The 17135-nt window shown below is 43.8% G+C and carries 17 protein-coding genes and 1 CRISPR repeat array; of the genes, 16 read left to right on the top strand and 1 reads right to left on the bottom strand.

Features of this window, described 5'->3' with window-relative positions:
• The first annotated feature begins 373 nt into the window (after nt 1–373).
• Both HG1285_RS17235 and HG1285_RS12845 read left to right on the top strand, forming a co-directional pair.
• Complete coding sequence (locus HG1285_RS17235) at nt 374–2374, top strand: GGDEF and EAL domain-containing protein (RefSeq protein ID WP_008286699.1); 2001 nt, start codon at nt 374–376, stop codon at nt 2372–2374.
• Nucleotides 2365–3447 (top strand): PilZ domain-containing protein, encoded by a 1083-nt coding sequence (locus tag HG1285_RS12845; protein WP_008286698.1) that lies wholly within the window; start codon nt 2365–2367, stop codon nt 3445–3447. The genes HG1285_RS17235 and HG1285_RS12845 overlap by 10 nt, the downstream gene beginning before the upstream one ends.
• 11 nt (nt 3448–3458) lie before the next feature.
• On the opposite strand, the gene HG1285_RS12850 is transcribed toward HG1285_RS12845, so the two are convergent.
• Complete coding sequence (locus HG1285_RS12850; RefSeq protein ID WP_008286697.1) at nt 3459–3686, bottom strand: hypothetical protein; 228 nt, start codon at nt 3684–3686, stop codon at nt 3459–3461.
• 62 nt (nt 3687–3748) lie between these two features.
• Between HG1285_RS12850 and HG1285_RS12855 the strand changes: the two genes are divergently transcribed.
• The 14 genes from HG1285_RS12855 (at nt 3749) to HG1285_RS12910 (ending at nt 17108) form a co-directional block, all read left to right on the top strand.
• The gene (locus tag HG1285_RS12855; protein ID WP_008286696.1) at nt 3749–4030 is read left to right on the top strand and encodes a type II toxin-antitoxin system RelB/DinJ family antitoxin; all 282 of its coding nucleotides are present in this window, start codon (nt 3749–3751) and stop codon (nt 4028–4030) included.
• Between the two features lie 261 nt (nt 4031–4291).
• Complete coding sequence (locus HG1285_RS12860) at nt 4292–4531, top strand: AbrB/MazE/SpoVT family DNA-binding domain-containing protein (RefSeq protein WP_032496398.1); 240 nt, start codon at nt 4292–4294, stop codon at nt 4529–4531.
• A 244-nt stretch (nt 4532–4775) separates the two neighbouring features.
• A CRISPR array of direct repeats spans nt 4776–5811; the repeat unit is 29 nt; unit sequence CTTTCAACTCCACAACGGCACATTAGAAC.
• 293 nt (nt 5812–6104) lie between these two features.
• Nucleotides 6105–6524, top strand: coding sequence for a hypothetical protein (locus tag HG1285_RS19655; protein WP_008286693.1), 420 nt, complete (start codon nt 6105–6107; stop codon nt 6522–6524).
• Nucleotides 6521–7198, top strand: coding sequence for a sigma-70 family RNA polymerase sigma factor (locus HG1285_RS12865; RefSeq protein WP_008286692.1), 678 nt, complete (start codon nt 6521–6523; stop codon nt 7196–7198). Before HG1285_RS19655 ends, HG1285_RS12865 begins: the two co-directional genes overlap by 4 nt.
• Nucleotides 7188–7979, top strand: coding sequence for a hypothetical protein (locus tag HG1285_RS20210; protein WP_008286691.1), 792 nt, complete (start codon nt 7188–7190; stop codon nt 7977–7979). The genes HG1285_RS12865 and HG1285_RS20210 overlap by 11 nt, the downstream gene beginning before the upstream one ends.
• Entirely contained in the window at nt 7957–9399 is a 1443-nt protein-coding gene (locus HG1285_RS12870) for an SAVED domain-containing protein (RefSeq protein WP_008286689.1), read from the top strand. Before HG1285_RS20210 ends, HG1285_RS12870 begins: the two co-directional genes overlap by 23 nt.
• Nucleotides 9383–10099, top strand: coding sequence for a CRISPR-associated endoribonuclease Cas6 (gene cas6, locus HG1285_RS12875; RefSeq protein ID WP_008286688.1), 717 nt, complete (start codon nt 9383–9385; stop codon nt 10097–10099). The genes HG1285_RS12870 and cas6 overlap by 17 nt, the downstream gene beginning before the upstream one ends.
• A complete protein-coding gene (cmr1, locus tag HG1285_RS12880) occupies nt 10086–11240 on the top strand; it encodes a type III-B CRISPR module RAMP protein Cmr1 (RefSeq protein WP_008286687.1) in 1155 nt (384 codons plus the stop codon). Before cas6 ends, cmr1 begins: the two co-directional genes overlap by 14 nt.
• Entirely contained in the window at nt 11237–13138 is a 1902-nt protein-coding gene (cas10, locus tag HG1285_RS12885) for a type III-B CRISPR-associated protein Cas10/Cmr2 (protein ID WP_008286686.1), read from the top strand. The genes cmr1 and cas10 overlap by 4 nt, the downstream gene beginning before the upstream one ends.
• Nucleotides 13125–14147 (top strand): type III-B CRISPR module-associated Cmr3 family protein, encoded by a 1023-nt coding sequence (locus HG1285_RS12890; protein ID WP_008286685.1) that lies wholly within the window; start codon nt 13125–13127, stop codon nt 14145–14147. The genes cas10 and HG1285_RS12890 overlap by 14 nt, the downstream gene beginning before the upstream one ends.
• The gene (cmr4, locus tag HG1285_RS12895; RefSeq protein WP_008286684.1) at nt 14147–14998 is read left to right on the top strand and encodes a type III-B CRISPR module RAMP protein Cmr4; all 852 of its coding nucleotides are present in this window, start codon (nt 14147–14149) and stop codon (nt 14996–14998) included. Before HG1285_RS12890 ends, cmr4 begins: the two co-directional genes overlap by 1 nt.
• Nucleotides 14995–15384 carry a type III-B CRISPR module-associated protein Cmr5 gene (gene cmr5 / locus HG1285_RS12900; protein ID WP_008286683.1) on the top strand — a complete coding sequence of 130 codons (390 nt, stop codon included), beginning with the start codon at nt 14995–14997 and terminating at the stop codon, nt 15382–15384. Before cmr4 ends, cmr5 begins: the two co-directional genes overlap by 4 nt.
• Complete coding sequence (cmr6, locus tag HG1285_RS12905; RefSeq protein ID WP_008286682.1) at nt 15371–16219, top strand: type III-B CRISPR module RAMP protein Cmr6; 849 nt, start codon at nt 15371–15373, stop codon at nt 16217–16219. The genes cmr5 and cmr6 overlap by 14 nt, the downstream gene beginning before the upstream one ends.
• Nucleotides 16197–17108: a hypothetical protein gene (locus tag HG1285_RS12910; RefSeq protein ID WP_008286681.1), complete on the top strand. Its 912-nt coding sequence runs from the start codon at nt 16197–16199 to the stop codon at nt 17106–17108. The genes cmr6 and HG1285_RS12910 overlap by 23 nt, the downstream gene beginning before the upstream one ends.
• Nucleotides 17109–17135: the final 27 nt, after the last annotated feature.

The following is a 17135-nucleotide window of genomic DNA, read 5'->3' as shown; positions in this document are numbered from 1 at the left end:
TGTAGAAAACAGCATAAAGTGAGATTGAACACTAAAAAAATGCGACTGGCACACAATAAAATGCGACTGAGAAGGAGGGAAGAATGGCTCCAAGGATAGGTCTATCAAAGCTTTTAGACTGAGGATGTCAACTTTTTAAAGCAAAGGAACGCCCTCCAAGTGTCAAGGCAAAAGCAGTCTTGCTTTACTTCAGGGACGTATATCTAAGAGACATTCAGAAATACCTCCTGCACAGACTCCTTTTATTGTGTTTCAACCTTCTGAAGGTATATATGAGCTTGCTGCCCCTTTCTTTCCATGCTTTAGGTACTTTTCCAACAGGCTCGGCTCCAGCAGAGTTGATAATTACAGAAAAATCCATATTTTCTCTAAAATGGGAGCTTCCTCAGAGGAAAGCACTCTCAGGGCTATCCCTTACCCCACGATAGTGGTGGATATACCTACGTTCAGGATAAGGTATGCGAATCCTCCCTGTAGGGATCTCCTCGGCATAGGTGAAGGAGAAAAGCCGTACATTGGAGAGCTCTTTCCTGCACACCTGGAGGGTAGCATGGTCAGCATGATCAGGAAGTGCATTGAGAGGGAAGAGCCCTGCAGGGAAAGGGTTTACTTGCAAAATTTGTCGGATAAAAGGCTCATCCCGGTTGAACTTACCATCGGTAGCAAGGGGCCGGAGAACTCCTTTGTCCTTGTCATTAGGGATCTGTCTGCACCCTCTGACGACAGCGTGGAGTATATAAAAAATCTGTACAAAGTGCTGAGTGACGTTAACAAGCTCATTACTACGGATAGTAACGAGGTAGCTCTCATAAAGAGTATAGCCTCTCTGCTTTTCCGCAGCGGAATGTTCAGTTATGTTGCGATATATTCTTTGACCGAGAAAGATCCTATAGCGCAGGAGGGACTCCGCAACCCAAAGCTGGATACGCTATGCTTCCCCATAAAGGTGAGCAAGAACAGATATGGTTACTACATGGTAGTCTCAAAGCCGGAAGGCGTAATATTCTCTCCTCTTGAGATAAACCTCCTTTCGGAGGTAGCCAACGACATATACTACGGACTCAAAAGCAGGGTCGCCGAATCTCGCCTTGAGGCTCTGTCCCTCACCGACGAGCTTACCGGACTACCTAATAGGATAGCTTTTACGTCTTCTATGTCAAAACACATAGAGATCGCAAGAGCTAAGAAAAAGTCTCTTGTCTTAATTCTCCTTGATATAGACGGGTTCAACAACATCAACCAGGCGTTCGGTAACGCTTACGGGGATGAGCTGCTCATCAAGGTGTCTCTCATTATTAAGTCAATAGTTCGTAAGTCCGATGTGATTGCAAGGACCGGATCCGACGAGTTCAGTGTACTCATGGTATCCGGCGATCCCATTCTATCCACAACACGCTTTATTCAGAGGCTGAAGGATGCCTTCAGGGAGCCCGTAATCCTGGACGAACACAGGATTCTGGTGACTTTTTCCGCAGGTATATCCGTATTTCCCCTTGACTCTGAAGATGATAAGACCTTGTGGGCTAACGCATCTGCCTCTATGAATAAAGCCAAATCTATGGGAGGCAACTCCAGTGTCTTCTACTCAAAGTCTATAGCGATAGCCTCCAGAGATTCTATAAAGATCAGGTCAGATTTGAGGGAGGCTATAGATAAGGACGAGTTCGTCATGTACTACCAGCCTAAGATAGATCTCTCCACGGGTAAAGCCGTCGGTGCTGAGGCTTTGATAAGGTGGATAAAGGACGGAACCGTAGTTCCTCCCATGAAGTTCATACCTCTGATAGAGGAGGGGGAGCTTATCCACGAGGTGGGCGAGATAGTGATCGGGAAGGTGTGCAGGCAGGTCAAAGACTGGAGCGAGAAGGGAATAAGGGTGCCCGTTGCCCTTAACGTGTCACCCTCCCAAATAAGATCCCCGGCTTTCTCTAAAGCTCTATCCTTCCAGAGGGAGGACTGCAGCTCCGGGTTAGTAGAGGTTGAGATAACGGAATCTGCCATTATGGACGACTTCCACAGGGCGGTTGGATTCATAGAGAGGCTCGCATCTCTGAACATAAAGACCTACATAGACGACTTCGGAACGGGCTACTCGTCCCTTGCCTACCTCAAGAAGCTCCCTGTGTATGCCATAAAGATAGACAGGGAGTTTATAAAGGACTTCCCGTCCGACAGGGATAGCTACGAGATGGTGAAGGTGATACTTTCTCTTGCCAAAACCTTCGGTCTAAAGGTGGTTGCGGAAGGTGTGGAGACGGAGGATCAGGCAGAGCATCTGCGGCGTATGGGCTGTGATTACGCTCAGGGCTTTTACTACTCACCGCCCGTACCTGCGGAAGAGTTTGAGAGGTTGTATAGAGAAAAATGGAACTGAAGGATATACAACGGAAGTTGAGGGAGGATATGGACTTCTTTGAAAGCTACAAGGAGAAGTTCGTATCCAACTTTATGGAGGCGCTGACGAGCGAAAAGCCCTCCATGAAAGACACACCCGTGCTGAATACCATGGTGGGCAGGATATACTCCCTGCTCTTTTCCCTGTCGGGAGACCCGAGGAAAGACCTCTTTGCCCTTGCCTCAACCCTTGCGAGGAACAAGCTCGCCTTCAAGAAGATCCTCCTTGACACCTGCTTGAAGATGATGAAGGACTACATAGACCACATAGCTAAGAACCTGTCTGACTACAACAGGATAAAGAGCTTCGTAGACCTTATAGACGTGTACGTGGGAGTGGTTGAAGACGCATACATAGACTATGTAAAGAGTCTGAAGGAGGATATAGCTAAGGAAAAAGAGCTTCGTCGTGCAGAGAGCGAGCACCTGGCGATAGACCTGCTGAATAAATTGCTCAAAAAGAGCATAAAGAAGGTGGTAGTCCACGCCAGGTACAAGGGGCTTTTTGTGGACACCAAGTCCGAACTCCTGAGTTTAAGAGACAGCCGTCTGAAGATAAAGACTTCCCACATGAGCGTTTACCACGAGGGACTTGTGCTATATCTCAAGGGTGCCGGCATACCGGAGGCTATAGAGGCGGAGGTGGTGGACGTGGACACGGACAACATGATCATAGAGGTGCAAGTGAAAGGCTTTATCAACCTACCTGAGGAGAATAGAAAGCATGTGAGGGTAGTTCCCGAAACAGATATAAAGGTCAGGATTATACGTGCGAGCGAGGAAATAGAGGGCATAGTAGCCGATATATCTGTCCACGGAGTGGGTATGTATGTTAGGGATGTCGGCGGGATCAAGGTGGGTGATGAGGTGAAAGTGAGTTTTGACCTTCCCAAGGGATCCGTCTCCGTATCGGGAGAGGTAAAACACATAACCCCATTCAACAACGTAATGAGGATCGGAGTATTTTTCAACGCTGACCTACATACAGAAGATCTGATAAGCGACTTCGTGGTCAGCAGACAGATGGATATAATAAGGGAGATAAAAGATTAGGGCTTTTTATCTTACTCCCAGTATATAGCCGGATATCTGCCCGAACTTTCAAATTCCTTCCAGCTAATCTCGTTGAGAACCTTTGAGATGATCCTGCTTACCGGATACTTGCCTGCATCCTTCGTAAGCTTTACCCTTATCCCGAGGTCGGCCTCAACATCTTCGGGAAGTTCGGTCAGTGTCTCCACGTCCTCTACAAAAGGTAGCTCCTTAATCTTCTCAAGGACTTCAGAAATCAACTCTACCTTTAAAAACCTCAATTAACAATAAACCTATTATCCTTAATTAAGGGGTAATTGAAATGAGTAAGGTGGCGACCGTAACTGCAAGGGTAGATGAAGAAACCAAGAGGGAAGCGGAAAGGATATTCAGGAAGCTCGGCATTCCGATGTCTTCTGCCATATCCGCTTTCCTGAAGGCTGTGGTAAGGAACAGAGGAATACCATTTGAACTAAAGGTTGAAGGTGTGGTGCCACCCTATCCCTATGAGGGAGGGCTTGCAAAAGTAAGAGATGCAGAATTGTCTGAGTCTTCCTTAAAAGCTCTCAAAGAGGTGGAGGAGGGGAAGGTAGAACCGTACTGATAACCTGCGATGCTACTGACTTCCTCCCTTAATAAATTGAGGGACTTTCCGCTTTACAGGGAACGAACGTTCCCTCCACGAGCATAAGCTCGGGGCAGTCCGCCCCTACTGCCCTTTTAATAAAGAACCTCTAAAGCCACCTAATACAGAATAGGGGAAGATGGTTAAATTATCTAATAAGTTTTTGCAAAATATGAGTTCCCTTGCCTTCAGATCTCCCCGATAAGAAAATTATGTCTTTCGCATATACTTCAAAACATTATGTATAAAACAAAACTTCAAAGATGGGGAAACAGTATGGCAGTGAAGATTCCTGCAGATATAGTCAGGCTATTGAATCTACATCAAGGTTCAAAACTTATTATTGAGATAAGCAGAGAAGGAATAGTGATTAAGCCCGAAAGAAGCAGGAATTTGGATGAGCTCCTGGATAGAATAACTCCTGAAAACCTTCATAGCGAGGTTGACTGGGGCAAAAGGGAGGGAAATGAACCCTGGTAAACACATACCCGATGGAGGTGGTATAGTGTGGCTTACCTTTAATCCTCAAATGGGATATGAGCAAGCATGAGGAGTCCGGCTCTGTGCTTAAGTCTAAAAAAAGTACAATGAGAAAACCTCCCTCGGTATATTTGTTATGATAATCTAAAAAGCTAAAGACTACCCTTTGAGGTTTTTGTAAAAGGAACAAAGATAAATAGGGTCATTCTGTCCAATCAGGTGAGAAATCCGGACTGGAGAGTTCCTTTCAACTCCACAACGGCACATTAGAACGAGCCAGAGCAAGGCAAAGCAGGCTATGGATGCCATTACTTTCAACTCCACAACGGCACATTAGAACTCTTCTGCTTTTTCCCGACCGAAGTTGTGTGGCTGGACTTTCAACTCCACAACGGCACATTAGAACAGTTCAAGCCGAGGCAAAGGGTGTACATCGGTGTATACTTTCAACTCCACAACGGCACATTAGAACAAGCCTGTTGCTCGGCTGCAGGATAGCTTGATACCTCAGTCTTTCAACTCCACAACGGCACATTAGAACTTTTCCTCGTCGCTCATCTTCCCCTTCTTCATGTGCTCTTTCAACTCCACAACGGCACATTAGAACTTTCGGTAGCCCTTGTTCTTATCTCAGACCTGAGGACTTTCAACTCCACAACGGCACATTAGAACACAATCATTCCCGCAAGGATGGGCTTGGGGTTAGGGGACTTTCAACTCCACAACGGCACATTAGAACAAAACTTCCTACTGAATATCAATTTATCGTTGAGGCGGAACTTTCAACTCCACAACGGCACATTAGAACTCTCTCGAACCACTCCTCCCAGTTCTCAACTGTAAGCTTCCTTTCAACTCCACAACGGCACATTAGAACACCTTACCCCGCTATTTCGTATTCATAGACTACGGTACTTTCAACTCCACAACGGCACATTAGAACACAATCATTCCCGCAAGGATGGGCTTGGGGTTAGGGGACTTTCAACTCCACAACGGCACATTAGAACAAAACTTCCTACTGAATATCAATTTATCGTTGAGGCGGAACTTTCAACTCCACAACGGCACATTAGAACTCTCTCGAACCACTCCTCCCAGTTCTCAACTGTAAGCTTCCTTTCAACTCCACAACGGCACATTAGAACACCTTACCCCGCTATTTCGTATTCATAGACTACGGTACTTTCAACTCCACAACGGCACATTAGAACTTGCTCACCTCCTTTTCTAAATCCCAAATATGAGACTCTTTCAACTCCACAACGGCACATTAGAACCCCAAACGAGCCGTCCAATAATATAAGCTAAATCAACGAATTACGCAACATCCTGTCTTCGCAAATGAAGTTAATTTCCGGAAATGCTCAGTCTTGCAAAAAGGCTCAAAAATTAGGCACTTCCAGCCCTTGCAAGGCAATAAACTCAGAAGGGTGTCATCAAGGCATCAAAACATCAAGGCATTTTGATGCACCTTAAATTCTTCCGCCCTATTCAGTTGTCAAGGAGCCGGCAGGCTCTTATGTCCTGCTACAACCTTAAAAATTTTATATCATAGATTGCGATGGAGGGGTTGGAGGAAATATACAGGCAAATTGTAGAAGAAAGAGGGTATAAATTTTTGGGATTCTTTCATCAAGAAAAGTTGCGCTTCCTTGAAGAACTATTGGATACGGATTTGGGCATAAGGGGTAGGGAAGCTAAAGGTGAACCGCCGAGAAATAGGAGACCTTTCATCGGCAGACGTTTGGGAGATAGCCTTGAGGTGTGCTTTCTAACAGAGAATAAAAAGAAGTATAAGATAACACTTGATGTATGTGAAAAGATGACCTCTTCCTGTTCGTGGATAGGAGATAGGTCTTATGCCTTCTACGACCAAAAGAGGGGGTACGGCAGGTATTTGTTCAAAGTCCTTGGTGAAGGAGACTACGTCCTCTGCGGAAGGTGTGATGACTTGGAAATTATTGATAAGCTCAGGATTTTTGAGATATGAAGGATATACTTATAGCCCTTGCACAGGGCAAAGAGGACTTGAAGGCAAGGAATTTTTTAATTAAAGAGATACGGGCTGTCGCCCGTGAGAGTAATACGGAATCTCTTTTGAGAAATCGCATAGGTGACGATTACGCCGAAGAGATACTGGCTGACTTCAAGTTGAAGGTTCTGCTGATGCTCAAATCGGGCAAGTTGGAGGAGAAGGAGTTCATAAGCACCTTTTATGTCAGGAAGATGATCCGATCCTGCATAGTTGACGCCCTCAACGGAGACCCGAAGCTAAATCTCGTAAACATGGAGGAGCTAAACTACCAAGATGAAGAGGGCAACGTAGTCAGCTTTGAGGAGAACGTAGGAATTGAGGAGGACAAAGACCTGAGTATAACCGTAGGCGATCTGTTCAGCGAGCTGGTGAACAAACTTTCAGAGAAGGACAAGAAGGTGATGTGTTACTACCTTTATAAAAGTCTCTACGCAAAGGAGATAGCTTTAGATGGGCTTTCAAAGGCTAACTTATACAAAAGTTGGGAGAGGCTGAAGAAAAAGCTCGCTGAGGAGATGCCTTACGTCCCGTCGGAGGAAGAGTTTAGGGAGTTTGCGGAGAGGTTTCTGTCAGAGGTGTGCGATAAAGAAGGTTATTCAATAGAGAGGAAGGACAGCGATGGAGAATAACGTGCAGGAGATACTCTATAGAAACTACGAAGAGAGCCTCGGTGAAGAACTGGTTGAAGTCAAGGAAGAAGAGAGAAAGCCTCCAGAAGTCGGACAGGTGAGACTCTTTTTTATGACTCCGCCGGAGTTTGTATTGGTTATTAATAAAAAGGACAACCTAAACGTCATAGTCCCGCTGACAAGCTACCTCCAACTTGCGATAACGGATAAGTACCCTCCTCTTGTCAAATGGAGGGGATACAATCTTGTCCCACTTCCATTCTGGGTATATGCAAACGAGAAATTGCTTGAAAAATACTCGGTTCCCGTATTCAAGATAAAAGAGCTGGACAAGATAAGAGATTACGTTAAAACCGCAAGAACTGCCGGAATCGGCGAGTGGAGGGAGAAGTTCATTAAAAAGACAGCAGAGCGCTTTAAGGATTTGAGCCTCTCAAGCTTGATTTACGAGGTTGTGCGCGGAGAGGAGGCAAAGCCCGGCATAGTGATACCGTTCCCGACAGCTCTTAAAGAAAGGATAGAAAGCAGGACGGAGCTTGCCCGTGCCGCCCAGCCAACAAGCTACCTCAAAGGAGAAAACTGGATCGGTGTAGTGGAGGAAGGCAGACTGATACTTCACCTGCCAAAAGATTATGCCGGCAAGAAGGTGGTCATCACCCTCGGCGATGAGGTGATATACGAAGGAATTGGGGAGGAAGTCATAACCATTGAGAACGTTCCCGAGGCTTCCTCTTACACCTTCTTGGAGGAGGAGCTGAGTGTTCAGGTTCTCGGAGATTGAAGACAGGCACTTTAAAGGCTTCCTATGGAGCGGGAAGCTGGACGAGTACATGGACGAGGTCTTTGAGCAGCTCTGGGAGCTGAGTTCCTTCGGTCAGTTTGAGCTGGTCAGATATGTTAAAGAGAAAGGAGCAAATCCGAGCCTTGGGGTTCTGTCTTCCACCTTCGGTATTGATAAAGAGGACGCCAAGAGGTTTCTCAGAAACCCTTACAGGGAGTTCTTCGTTCCCGTGGTGGGAGAGGGTGAGAGGCTGGTGAGGGGAATCACCATAAGGGGTCTGGAGAGCGTTATCACCAACCACGAGCACCTCAAAGGCTCAATGGAGGTCATAAAGGACTTCTTAGGAAGCGGGTTCGGACTCTTCTTTGATGAGGAGTTCAGCGGCGAGAGCTACATGCTACCTGCGGTCGTAAGTCTTTATATAGAAAACCCACCGCCGAAGGTGGTCTTTACAGGAAAAATAGATAAAGAAGGGAACATCTACGAGGTGAATGGCATTCCCAAAAAGAGGGCTTTGGCTCAAAAGGAGGGTCTGAGGCTCATTGAACCCTCATACCTTGACAGCGTGCGGGCTCTAAAGGACTGGCTTGATGCGGAGAGATACCACATTCCCTTCTACATAACCAAGAGCAAGGAGAACTATGAAGGGGAGCTGCAGAGCTTTCACTCCCACCTTACCTTTGAAGAGCCTGAAAAGACCTTAGATCTCTTAGAGGTTATAAACGGCATACCAAAGGAAAGGCTCGTTGTGCTCACCGGTCAGATACCGCCCGAGGAGTCGGTGTGGGAGGAGATAGTTAGGGAGTTCTACCTCAGAGTTAAGGAGATAGAGAGCGCTCTCGGAGCGAGAGAGGTTCTGCATATAGCCATGAACGCGCCCAGCGCCCTTGCCTTTGCCTTGGGAGCTGTCTTCGGCAGTCAAAAGCCCTTCGTTTTCTATCACTATCAGAACGGAGACTACAAACCCATAAAGGTGGAGAACGTAAGGAGTCTCAAAGAGAGGCTCACGGATTATAAGCACATAGACCATCAGCTTGAAGGGGAAGGGAGAGAGCTTGTGGTTGCCTTTGCGATAGCTTACCACGACCCGGTTGCGAGCGTAAAGGAATTCACCCAAGGTATGGACTCTACGCTCCTCGTGGTGCGCCATAAGAGTTCTGGCAACGTGCCTGTGGAGGAGATGTTTGAGGTAGCAAAAGAGAGCGCCAGTCTGATACAGGACTTGAGGAGCGGCAAAGACTACGAGAGCTTCCACTTCTTCCTGTCGGTGCCGGTACCGGTGGCTTTCATGGTGGGAGTTGCCTTCGGTTGCTACAACCCGGGCTACGTTTATAATTACCAAGGCAAAAGCTATGCAAAAGTGATAGGGCTTGAGAGCATAAGAAGGATCAGGGAGGAAGGGGGTGAGGTTTCTCCTTAAGCTAAAAAGCGTCAGCGACGCACCCGTTAGGGTAGGTATAGACTACAGAAGGAGATTTATTTCCCTTCTTAAAAGGATTCTGGAGGACGAATACGATAAGGTAAAGACGAGACCTTACACCTTTGCGGTTTACTTCGGGAAGGAGGCAAAGATAACAAAGGATTTTATAGAGGGTATAAGGCATATAAACTTCCGGTTCTCAACGGGCGATAGCATCTTGGCGGTTAAGTTCTATAACGGAGCGTTGGCATTAAAGAAGCAAAAGGCTGACCATGCGATAGGAGAAGGCAGGTTCGCTGTTGAGTGGATAAGACAGGAAGAGGAGAAAGACCCTACGGGGGTTTATAGGACACTATCTCCGGTCGTTGTAGAACGCATGGGCTTCAGTTCGCCAAAGCCTACGGAAAGGTACATAATCCCTTCTGAAGAGGGATTTGAAGAGTCTCTCCTTGAGAATATTCTCAGGAGATACAGGGACATAAGGGGAACGGACTTGAAGGTAAACAGATTTTCCTTTGAGGGGTTAAAAACTAAAGAGGAGTTTATTAAACACTACGGAGGTTATCTGAGGGGCTTTATTGGGAAGTTTAAAATCGTGTCAGACTCTCAGGAGCTTTTGCGTTTTATATACCAATATGGCCTCGGGCTCAGAACGGGGCAGGGCTTCGGATATCTGGAGGTGGAAGATGGAAAAGCTTGAGTATGAGATTGAGTTCATAACCCCGGCGTTTATCGGGGGAGCTGAACCTAACAAGTATGCCGAGCTGAGACCTGCAAGCTTTGTTGGACTGCTTAGGTATTGGTTCAGGGTTATAGTGGGTGCGTATGTTCAAAAACCCGAAGAGCTTTTTAAGTTGGAAAGCGAGCTTTTTGGTAGTCAGGATAGGGCGGGAAAGGTTTGGGTGAGGATTAAGGGGAATGTGAAAAAAGAACTGTCCAATTGTGTGAGATGGGAAGCGTGGAAAGATGGAGGTAAAGATTGGGGAAAGGTATATATGGGTTATGGAAACATAATTTACGTAAATTTCAGAGCACATAAAAATAGAGAAAAGTACAAGAATCTTCTGAAAAAGTGTAGAGAGCAAGAAGGCAATCACATAATAAGGTCTGGGAACTTTTCAGTGAGACCTTGGTTAGGCGGTGAAAATAACAAGCCACAGGCAAGCTTGGAAGTAATTGTTCCTGAAGCAATAAAGGAAACTATAGAAGCACTTGCGTTTATAGTATCTCAGATAGGGTGCATAGGTTCAAGAAGTAGAAGGGGATGGGGAAGCTTATGCCTCATACCAAAATACAAAAGCCCTTTTAAAAACTGGGATGTGTGGGATGCAGAAGAACTAAAAAAAGCCTTTAAAGTTGTATGCGGCAGAATACCTGAAAACTTGGAATTTTATAGGATGGATTACAGGCAATCTCAACCCATGAAAGTTTTAGAAGAGGCAGGGAAACTGTTCAGAGACTTCAGGCAACGGATGCAACCTGACTATGAAACTGTTAAGAGCTTTATATCGGGAGATATAAAAGATGAAGGAGGTAAAGTGGAGATTAAGCGAGCTTACTTTGGTCTACCACTGAGATTTAGATTTTCCAGTCTAAATGGCAAAGAAGCAGAGGTTAATACAGACACGGGAAGATTTGCTAGTCCGATTAGGTTCAAGGTCATTAGAGCCAAAAACAATCTATACTCTTGCCTGCTAATACACATAAAAAATCAATCTCTGCCTGACCAAATAACCTTGAGCGATGGAAACAACCAGATACAGGTGCATAAACCATCTCCCGATATAGTTGATGAATTTATTAGAAGAAGCGCGAAATTTGTTAGGGAGGATCTTTCATGAAACATCTCCTCATCTTCACCTTCTCACCTGTCCAAGGCTTCATATCCGCAGCGAGGAGACCCAGAGACTTGTTCACGGGAAGCTATATACTCTCATATCTGGCTGAGCAAGTGGTTAAAGGATTAGAGCTTGAAAAGAGAGGAAAAGGAAAAGTTATATACCCTCAGCTAAGCGAACTTTCAAAGAATCTTGCTAACTACACCAACAGAGTGGTGGCTTTGGTAGAGGATGAAGATATAGAGAAAGAAGCACGAGACATATTTAATAAGACGTGGGAATGTATATATCTCTCGGTTCTTGAACAAATTAACCTAAACGAAGACGCAGAAAAACAATTTATGAAACAAGTTGAGAACTACTTCAATGTATTTTCCGTATGTATTCCCATGGTAAATAAACAAGGTTGGCAGGAGTTCCTTGATATTTCTGAAAACATAGACGCGGCGGACTACGGCTACACCTACGACCTTGCTGAGAGAGTTCTGGGAGCTAAAAAGTCTTGGAGACCTTACCATTCCATAATAGACGACAATAAATATGAGGGTAAGCATCCCAACGGCTGCACTATGTGTGGAGAGCGGCTCCACTTAGCTATAAGCTGGGACAGAGATGATCTTGAAGATGTCTTTAAAAAAGAAGATGCACGACACATAAGAAAGGGAGAAAAGCTCTGCGGTGTTTGTTTAACAAAGAGGTTTGCTGTTAAGTATTACTTCAAAGAGAAACTGGCAGGTGATTTCTGGCATTATCCTTCAACGGAAGAAATAGCTGGAGCGAAGTTTAAAGTAGCTTTAGCTGAAAAGCTTGGAGGTGATAGTGATAATGAAGACATAATGCAAGACGTGAATAGCTTAATGGAGGAATTCAAAATTAAAGAAGGCAATAGAAAAGGTGAGTACGCTTCTTACGTGCTTAGAAAGAGGCTTTTGGAAGATGATTATTACATATGTCTTGATTCAGAACTATTTAGAAAAGACGGATGGGAAGGCTTATTCAAGGACATGGAGTACATGCTCGGAAAGGATAAAACCCAAGAAATCAGAAAGAAGGTTTCTGCCTTAACAAACAAGATAAAGGAAAGATACGGGATAGAGCACAAAAACCCATATTATGCGATTTTAATATCCGACGGAGACAGCGTAGGAGACTGGTTGGGAATCAAGACTACTATAAGAAAAGAGCCTTTAAGTGAGAATTTTCATATGGTTTTCTCTAAAAAGCTGTCCGAGTATGCCAAGGACGTAGCAGAATTATGGCAAGAACAATATCCTCGTCTAATGGTTTATGCAGGCGGTGAAGACATAATGGCTCTTATGCATCCTTTTGATGTGGTTACCTATGCAAGTAAGTGCGCCCAAATGTTTAAAAACACTGTGGGAGATCTTGCCAAAGAGGAAAAATTGGCTTCCATAAGTGCAGGGGCATTGATAACCCATGCTAAGATGAGCCTTCAGAAAGCGCTTAATGAAGCTGGAAAACTTGAAAAGAAGGCAAAGGATGTGAAAGGTAAAGGTGCCATATGTTTGGGAGTAATGACAAGGTCAGGCAATCTAACCTCTTTCGTAGCAAAGTGGGAAGATATAGGACTTTACGAGGAACTCGTCAACGCTTTTAGAAATGGAAGTGTAAGTTCAAGTTTGGCTTACGATATAAGGCATCTGGAAAGCTCTATCCCGGAGGACAATACAGGTATCTTTCTATCTTTGCTCAGGAGAGTCTTGAAAAGGAAAACTGATAGAAACTACGAATGGGAGCAACTCTTCACTCAGATGGAATGCTTTATCAAAAGGACAAAGCACTACTTAAAAGACTCTCCCATAACCAACTTTGCAAATCTCCTGTATGTAGCGCGGTTCGTGGGAACTCTGAGGGAGGTGGAAACTGATGAAATTGTTTAGGGTAAAAGCATACAACTCCCTGTGGTTCGGAGGACTCAGGCATATGTCCGGAGGTGAGGAGCATTATCTGAGCAGTCTGAGACTACCCAGCATAATGGCGTTCTTCCCTTTTGTTAAAAAGGATAAGAAAGGAGCCTGCTACGGCGTAGCTCTGTGTGATGACAGCGGAAATATTTACCTGCCCTCTCCGGCGGACATAGTCGGTGAAAGGAAAAAGGGAGGGAACTGGAGGGTTTTAAAGTTCTACAATGATTTAGATCTAAAAGGGAAAGCTTTTCAGCTACCGCTTATAAAGGGAACCTTGAAGGCTTTTGAAAGCGCTGAGGGATACTTTATAACCGAAGAAGGCTTTAAAGAATGGAAGGAAGGAAGCATATCTGATAAGCACATTAAGAACTGGAGTGAATTTGCGGAAACAGAACTTAAGGTCGGATTGCAAATCAACAAGGACACTAAAACAGCGGAGGAAAGTATGCTCTATTTTCAGGAAAGGATAAGATTGAAACGAGGTATTTATATATCTTTCATAGCAGAAAAGCTTGTGTTAAATGAAGGATTCATCGGCGGCGAAAGGAACCCTGCAAAGATTGAAAAGGTTAAGAATATAAAACTACCTTCCTGTCTTGACAACGGTTGTAATGTAAAAAAAGGTTCATACTACCGCTTATATCTATTAACCCACACCTACATTGAGAACAATAACACGGAGGAAAAGCCTAATCACACGGATATAGAACTAAAGCTAAAGCCTGTGCATGGCGGTGATGAAGCAAGCTTTAAGGTCGTATGGATTTACTCAAAAGGTTCCGAGTTGATATCCGGATACGACAAGCCTGCAGTAGAGATGCTAAGACCCGGCACGGTCATACTGCTGGAGGCTATGGAAGATGCAAGATTACAAGATATTGTGCAAATATGTAATATTCCTAACGCTAATGGGATTCCTAAAGATAACTTTTTAAAATCCGGCTGGAATACAGGAATATTAGCCAAGGGAGGTGTAGAGTGATGACCTTTGAAACCTATTTTATGAGAGTGCTGACTCCGATGCATGTGGGAGCCGGTACAGGGTTAGGTTATATAGACCTACCCATATACAGGGAAGCTCACACAGATTTTCCGGCCGTCCCTGCATCAACTATAAAGGGAGTTTTTAGAACGGAGGAAATAAGGAAGCTAAGCAATGGCGCAAATAGCGCCAAGGATATTGAAGAACGGCTTATGGATTACGACCCTGAAGAAAATGACGAAGAAGAAAGCATAGTTAGGCTATTTGAATTGTTTGGCAATCAAAGAAAAGAGGGAAACGTGGTTTTCACAGATGCAAGGATTCTTTACTTCCCGGTCAAATCCCTTAGAGGGATATTTGCCTACGTAACTTGTCCTTATGTGCTAAAAAGATTTGCTGAGGATGCAGAGCAAGGATATAGTGGTATAGAGATATCAGATAAGAACATATGCAAAGTGTTTAACAGCAGCGATGTAGTTGTTTCCATTGATAACGAAAAATATGTTGTACTTGAAGAGTTTTCTTTAAAGGCTGAGGAGGAGAAGGAGAATATGGATATACCCACTGCTGCTGGATTAGTAGATAAGCGTAGAGTAGTCATAGTCCACGATGACCTATTCACTTACTTTGTTAAAACCTTCACGGAGATACAGACACACATAAAGGTGGATATAGAAAGTGGAACTGTTGATAAAGGGGCGTTATGGACTGAAGAGTACGTGCCGGCAGAAAGCATTCTTTATTTTAAAGTGTCAAAAAATCAAGGTTTCAACATAGAGAACGGCAAAAGAATCCAAATAGGCGGTGGTTCTAGTACCGGAAAGGGAATAGTGGAGGTGGTCAAATTATGAAAAGCCTTGAGCAAGAGAGGATGAAAAAGGCTTATGAATTTGTTAAGGATATGAAAAATAAAGATATAAAGAAAAAGAAGGAATACCTAAGCCTTGTTAGAAAACTCCCTGCGATGATAGTTCACAATGGGTTGATAACCACATTCGTGTTCTTGAAGTCCAAGGAAGGCAAAGAAAATAAGGATACGGTTCACAAGGAGTTGCTCAAACACCTAATCTTCTACCTTGAGAGCAGGGGTATGGATATAAACAGTTATGAAAGCTTCAAAGAACGTATGGGAGATATAGAACTTGAAGAATATCTCTTCGTAACTCAAGATGTGCTTGCCTTTGCCACATGGCTAAAGAGAATAGCGGAAGGAGAAATTGAAGATGAAAGTAATTAAAGGGCTTGAGGTAGCATTTGAAGAGGAGTATTCCAATCTGAGCCTTGCCTTTTACAAGTTGCATGGTATTAGAGAAGGTTTCCTGAGTGGCGGAAACGCTCAGTTGAAAAAGGAAAAATTTTTGGATAGCTTAATAAAAAATCTTGATGCTGAGGCTATAGAGAAAGGAGTTTATTTTTTGGAAAACTCTATAAAGTCAGCAACTTCCGGATATGTATCCCAGAACATTAAAGCAACCATAGGCTACCGCTTCATCACGGGTATGGGTTATCCCTCTCCTGTAGAAAATGGAATGCTCTTTCACCATGTTTACGGAGTTCCATACATACACGGGGAATCTGTGAAAGGTTTGGTGAGATACGTTTACCTATTGGAAAACTTCCCTGACATGTTTGAAGAACCTGAAAATTTCAGGTACAAAATCAAAGATCTTGAAGAAGGTGAATACAAAGAAGATGAAGATTTACAGAATGAATATTCTTTAATCTTCGGGAACAAAAAGTGTGAAGGCTCAATTATTTTCTTTGATGCGTATCCTACAAAACTAACAAAAGATAACCTTGTAATAGACATAATGAACCCTCACTACGGGGAGTATTACAAGAGTCAGGGTAAAAATCCTGCATTAGATTGGGATAAACCCAATCCTATATTCTTCTTAACTCTGGAAGGTGTAGAGTTCTGCTTTACGGTTGGATTTGACCCTATGAGACTTGATGAAGAGAAAGGCAAGGAAAAGCTTGGAAAAGTCGTATCATGCCTGAGGGGCGGGCTTGAGATGTTCGGGCTGGGGGGTAAGAGGAGAAAGGGTTATGGATGGTTTGAGGTTGTTTAAAGGTTTCTTTGTTGAAACAAAAACTATATTTCTTTACGGTTTAGCGTCCATTATAACAATTTTCTGGATTCCGAGTTTCATTAGCCCTCTTGTATCTTTGCTCATTCTGATTCTTCTGATAACTAAGCAAGTTCATGAAAGACCAGAAATTGATCTTCGCTCTCTTGTCCGGTCTCTTATTTCAGGTTCAATCCCCGGCTACTCAACTTTTATGGTTATGGTCTTATTTATTGTTTACACATCTTGGTTTGCTGATTTTTTAGCTGAGTCGAGCTTTTACAAAGCTTTAGCAAGTCTTTTCTTTACTATAGGAGTTGTTCCCTTATATGCCATACATATCAGATACAACTTGGGCACGGAAATTAATAAATCCCCAAAAAGGATTCTTATTTCTGCACTTTCAAAACCAAATGGTAAAGCGAGCCTTGAAGATATGAAAGAAGCTTATATAAGGGGAGAAAAAGCTCTAATTGAACTCAATCAAGAAAAGTGGCATAACTGGGTTCCTTTCCTAAGGCTATACCTGTTCCATAAAGACAGGTTGCACAAGTGGTTTATCTTGGTTAGCGAAGAAAGCCAACCAGAGAAACTAAAGGAAATAATAGGTTGCCAAGAAAGGATAGAAACCTATAAAACAAATTTTGATGATTACAGTGACATAAGCTCCCAACTACTTAAAATTTTGAAAAGAATAAAAAGTGAAGGCTACAACGATGAAGATATATCCGTGTATATAAGCGGAGGGACTTCAGCAGTTACACTTGCGCTTACTTTATTTGCGGTAAAAGACGGAAGGCAAGTTGAATATATAAGGCAAGACAATAAAGATATCGTTGCCATAAACATAAGCTTTGAAGATTTATACTCCTTCAGTCCGGAGGGGAGGTAGATGTCAGATTTTTCTTCATAAGAGCGT

This window comes from Hydrogenivirga sp. 128-5-R1-1, from assembly GCF_000171895.1.
This window is presented reverse-complemented; position numbering and strand designations above follow the sequence as displayed.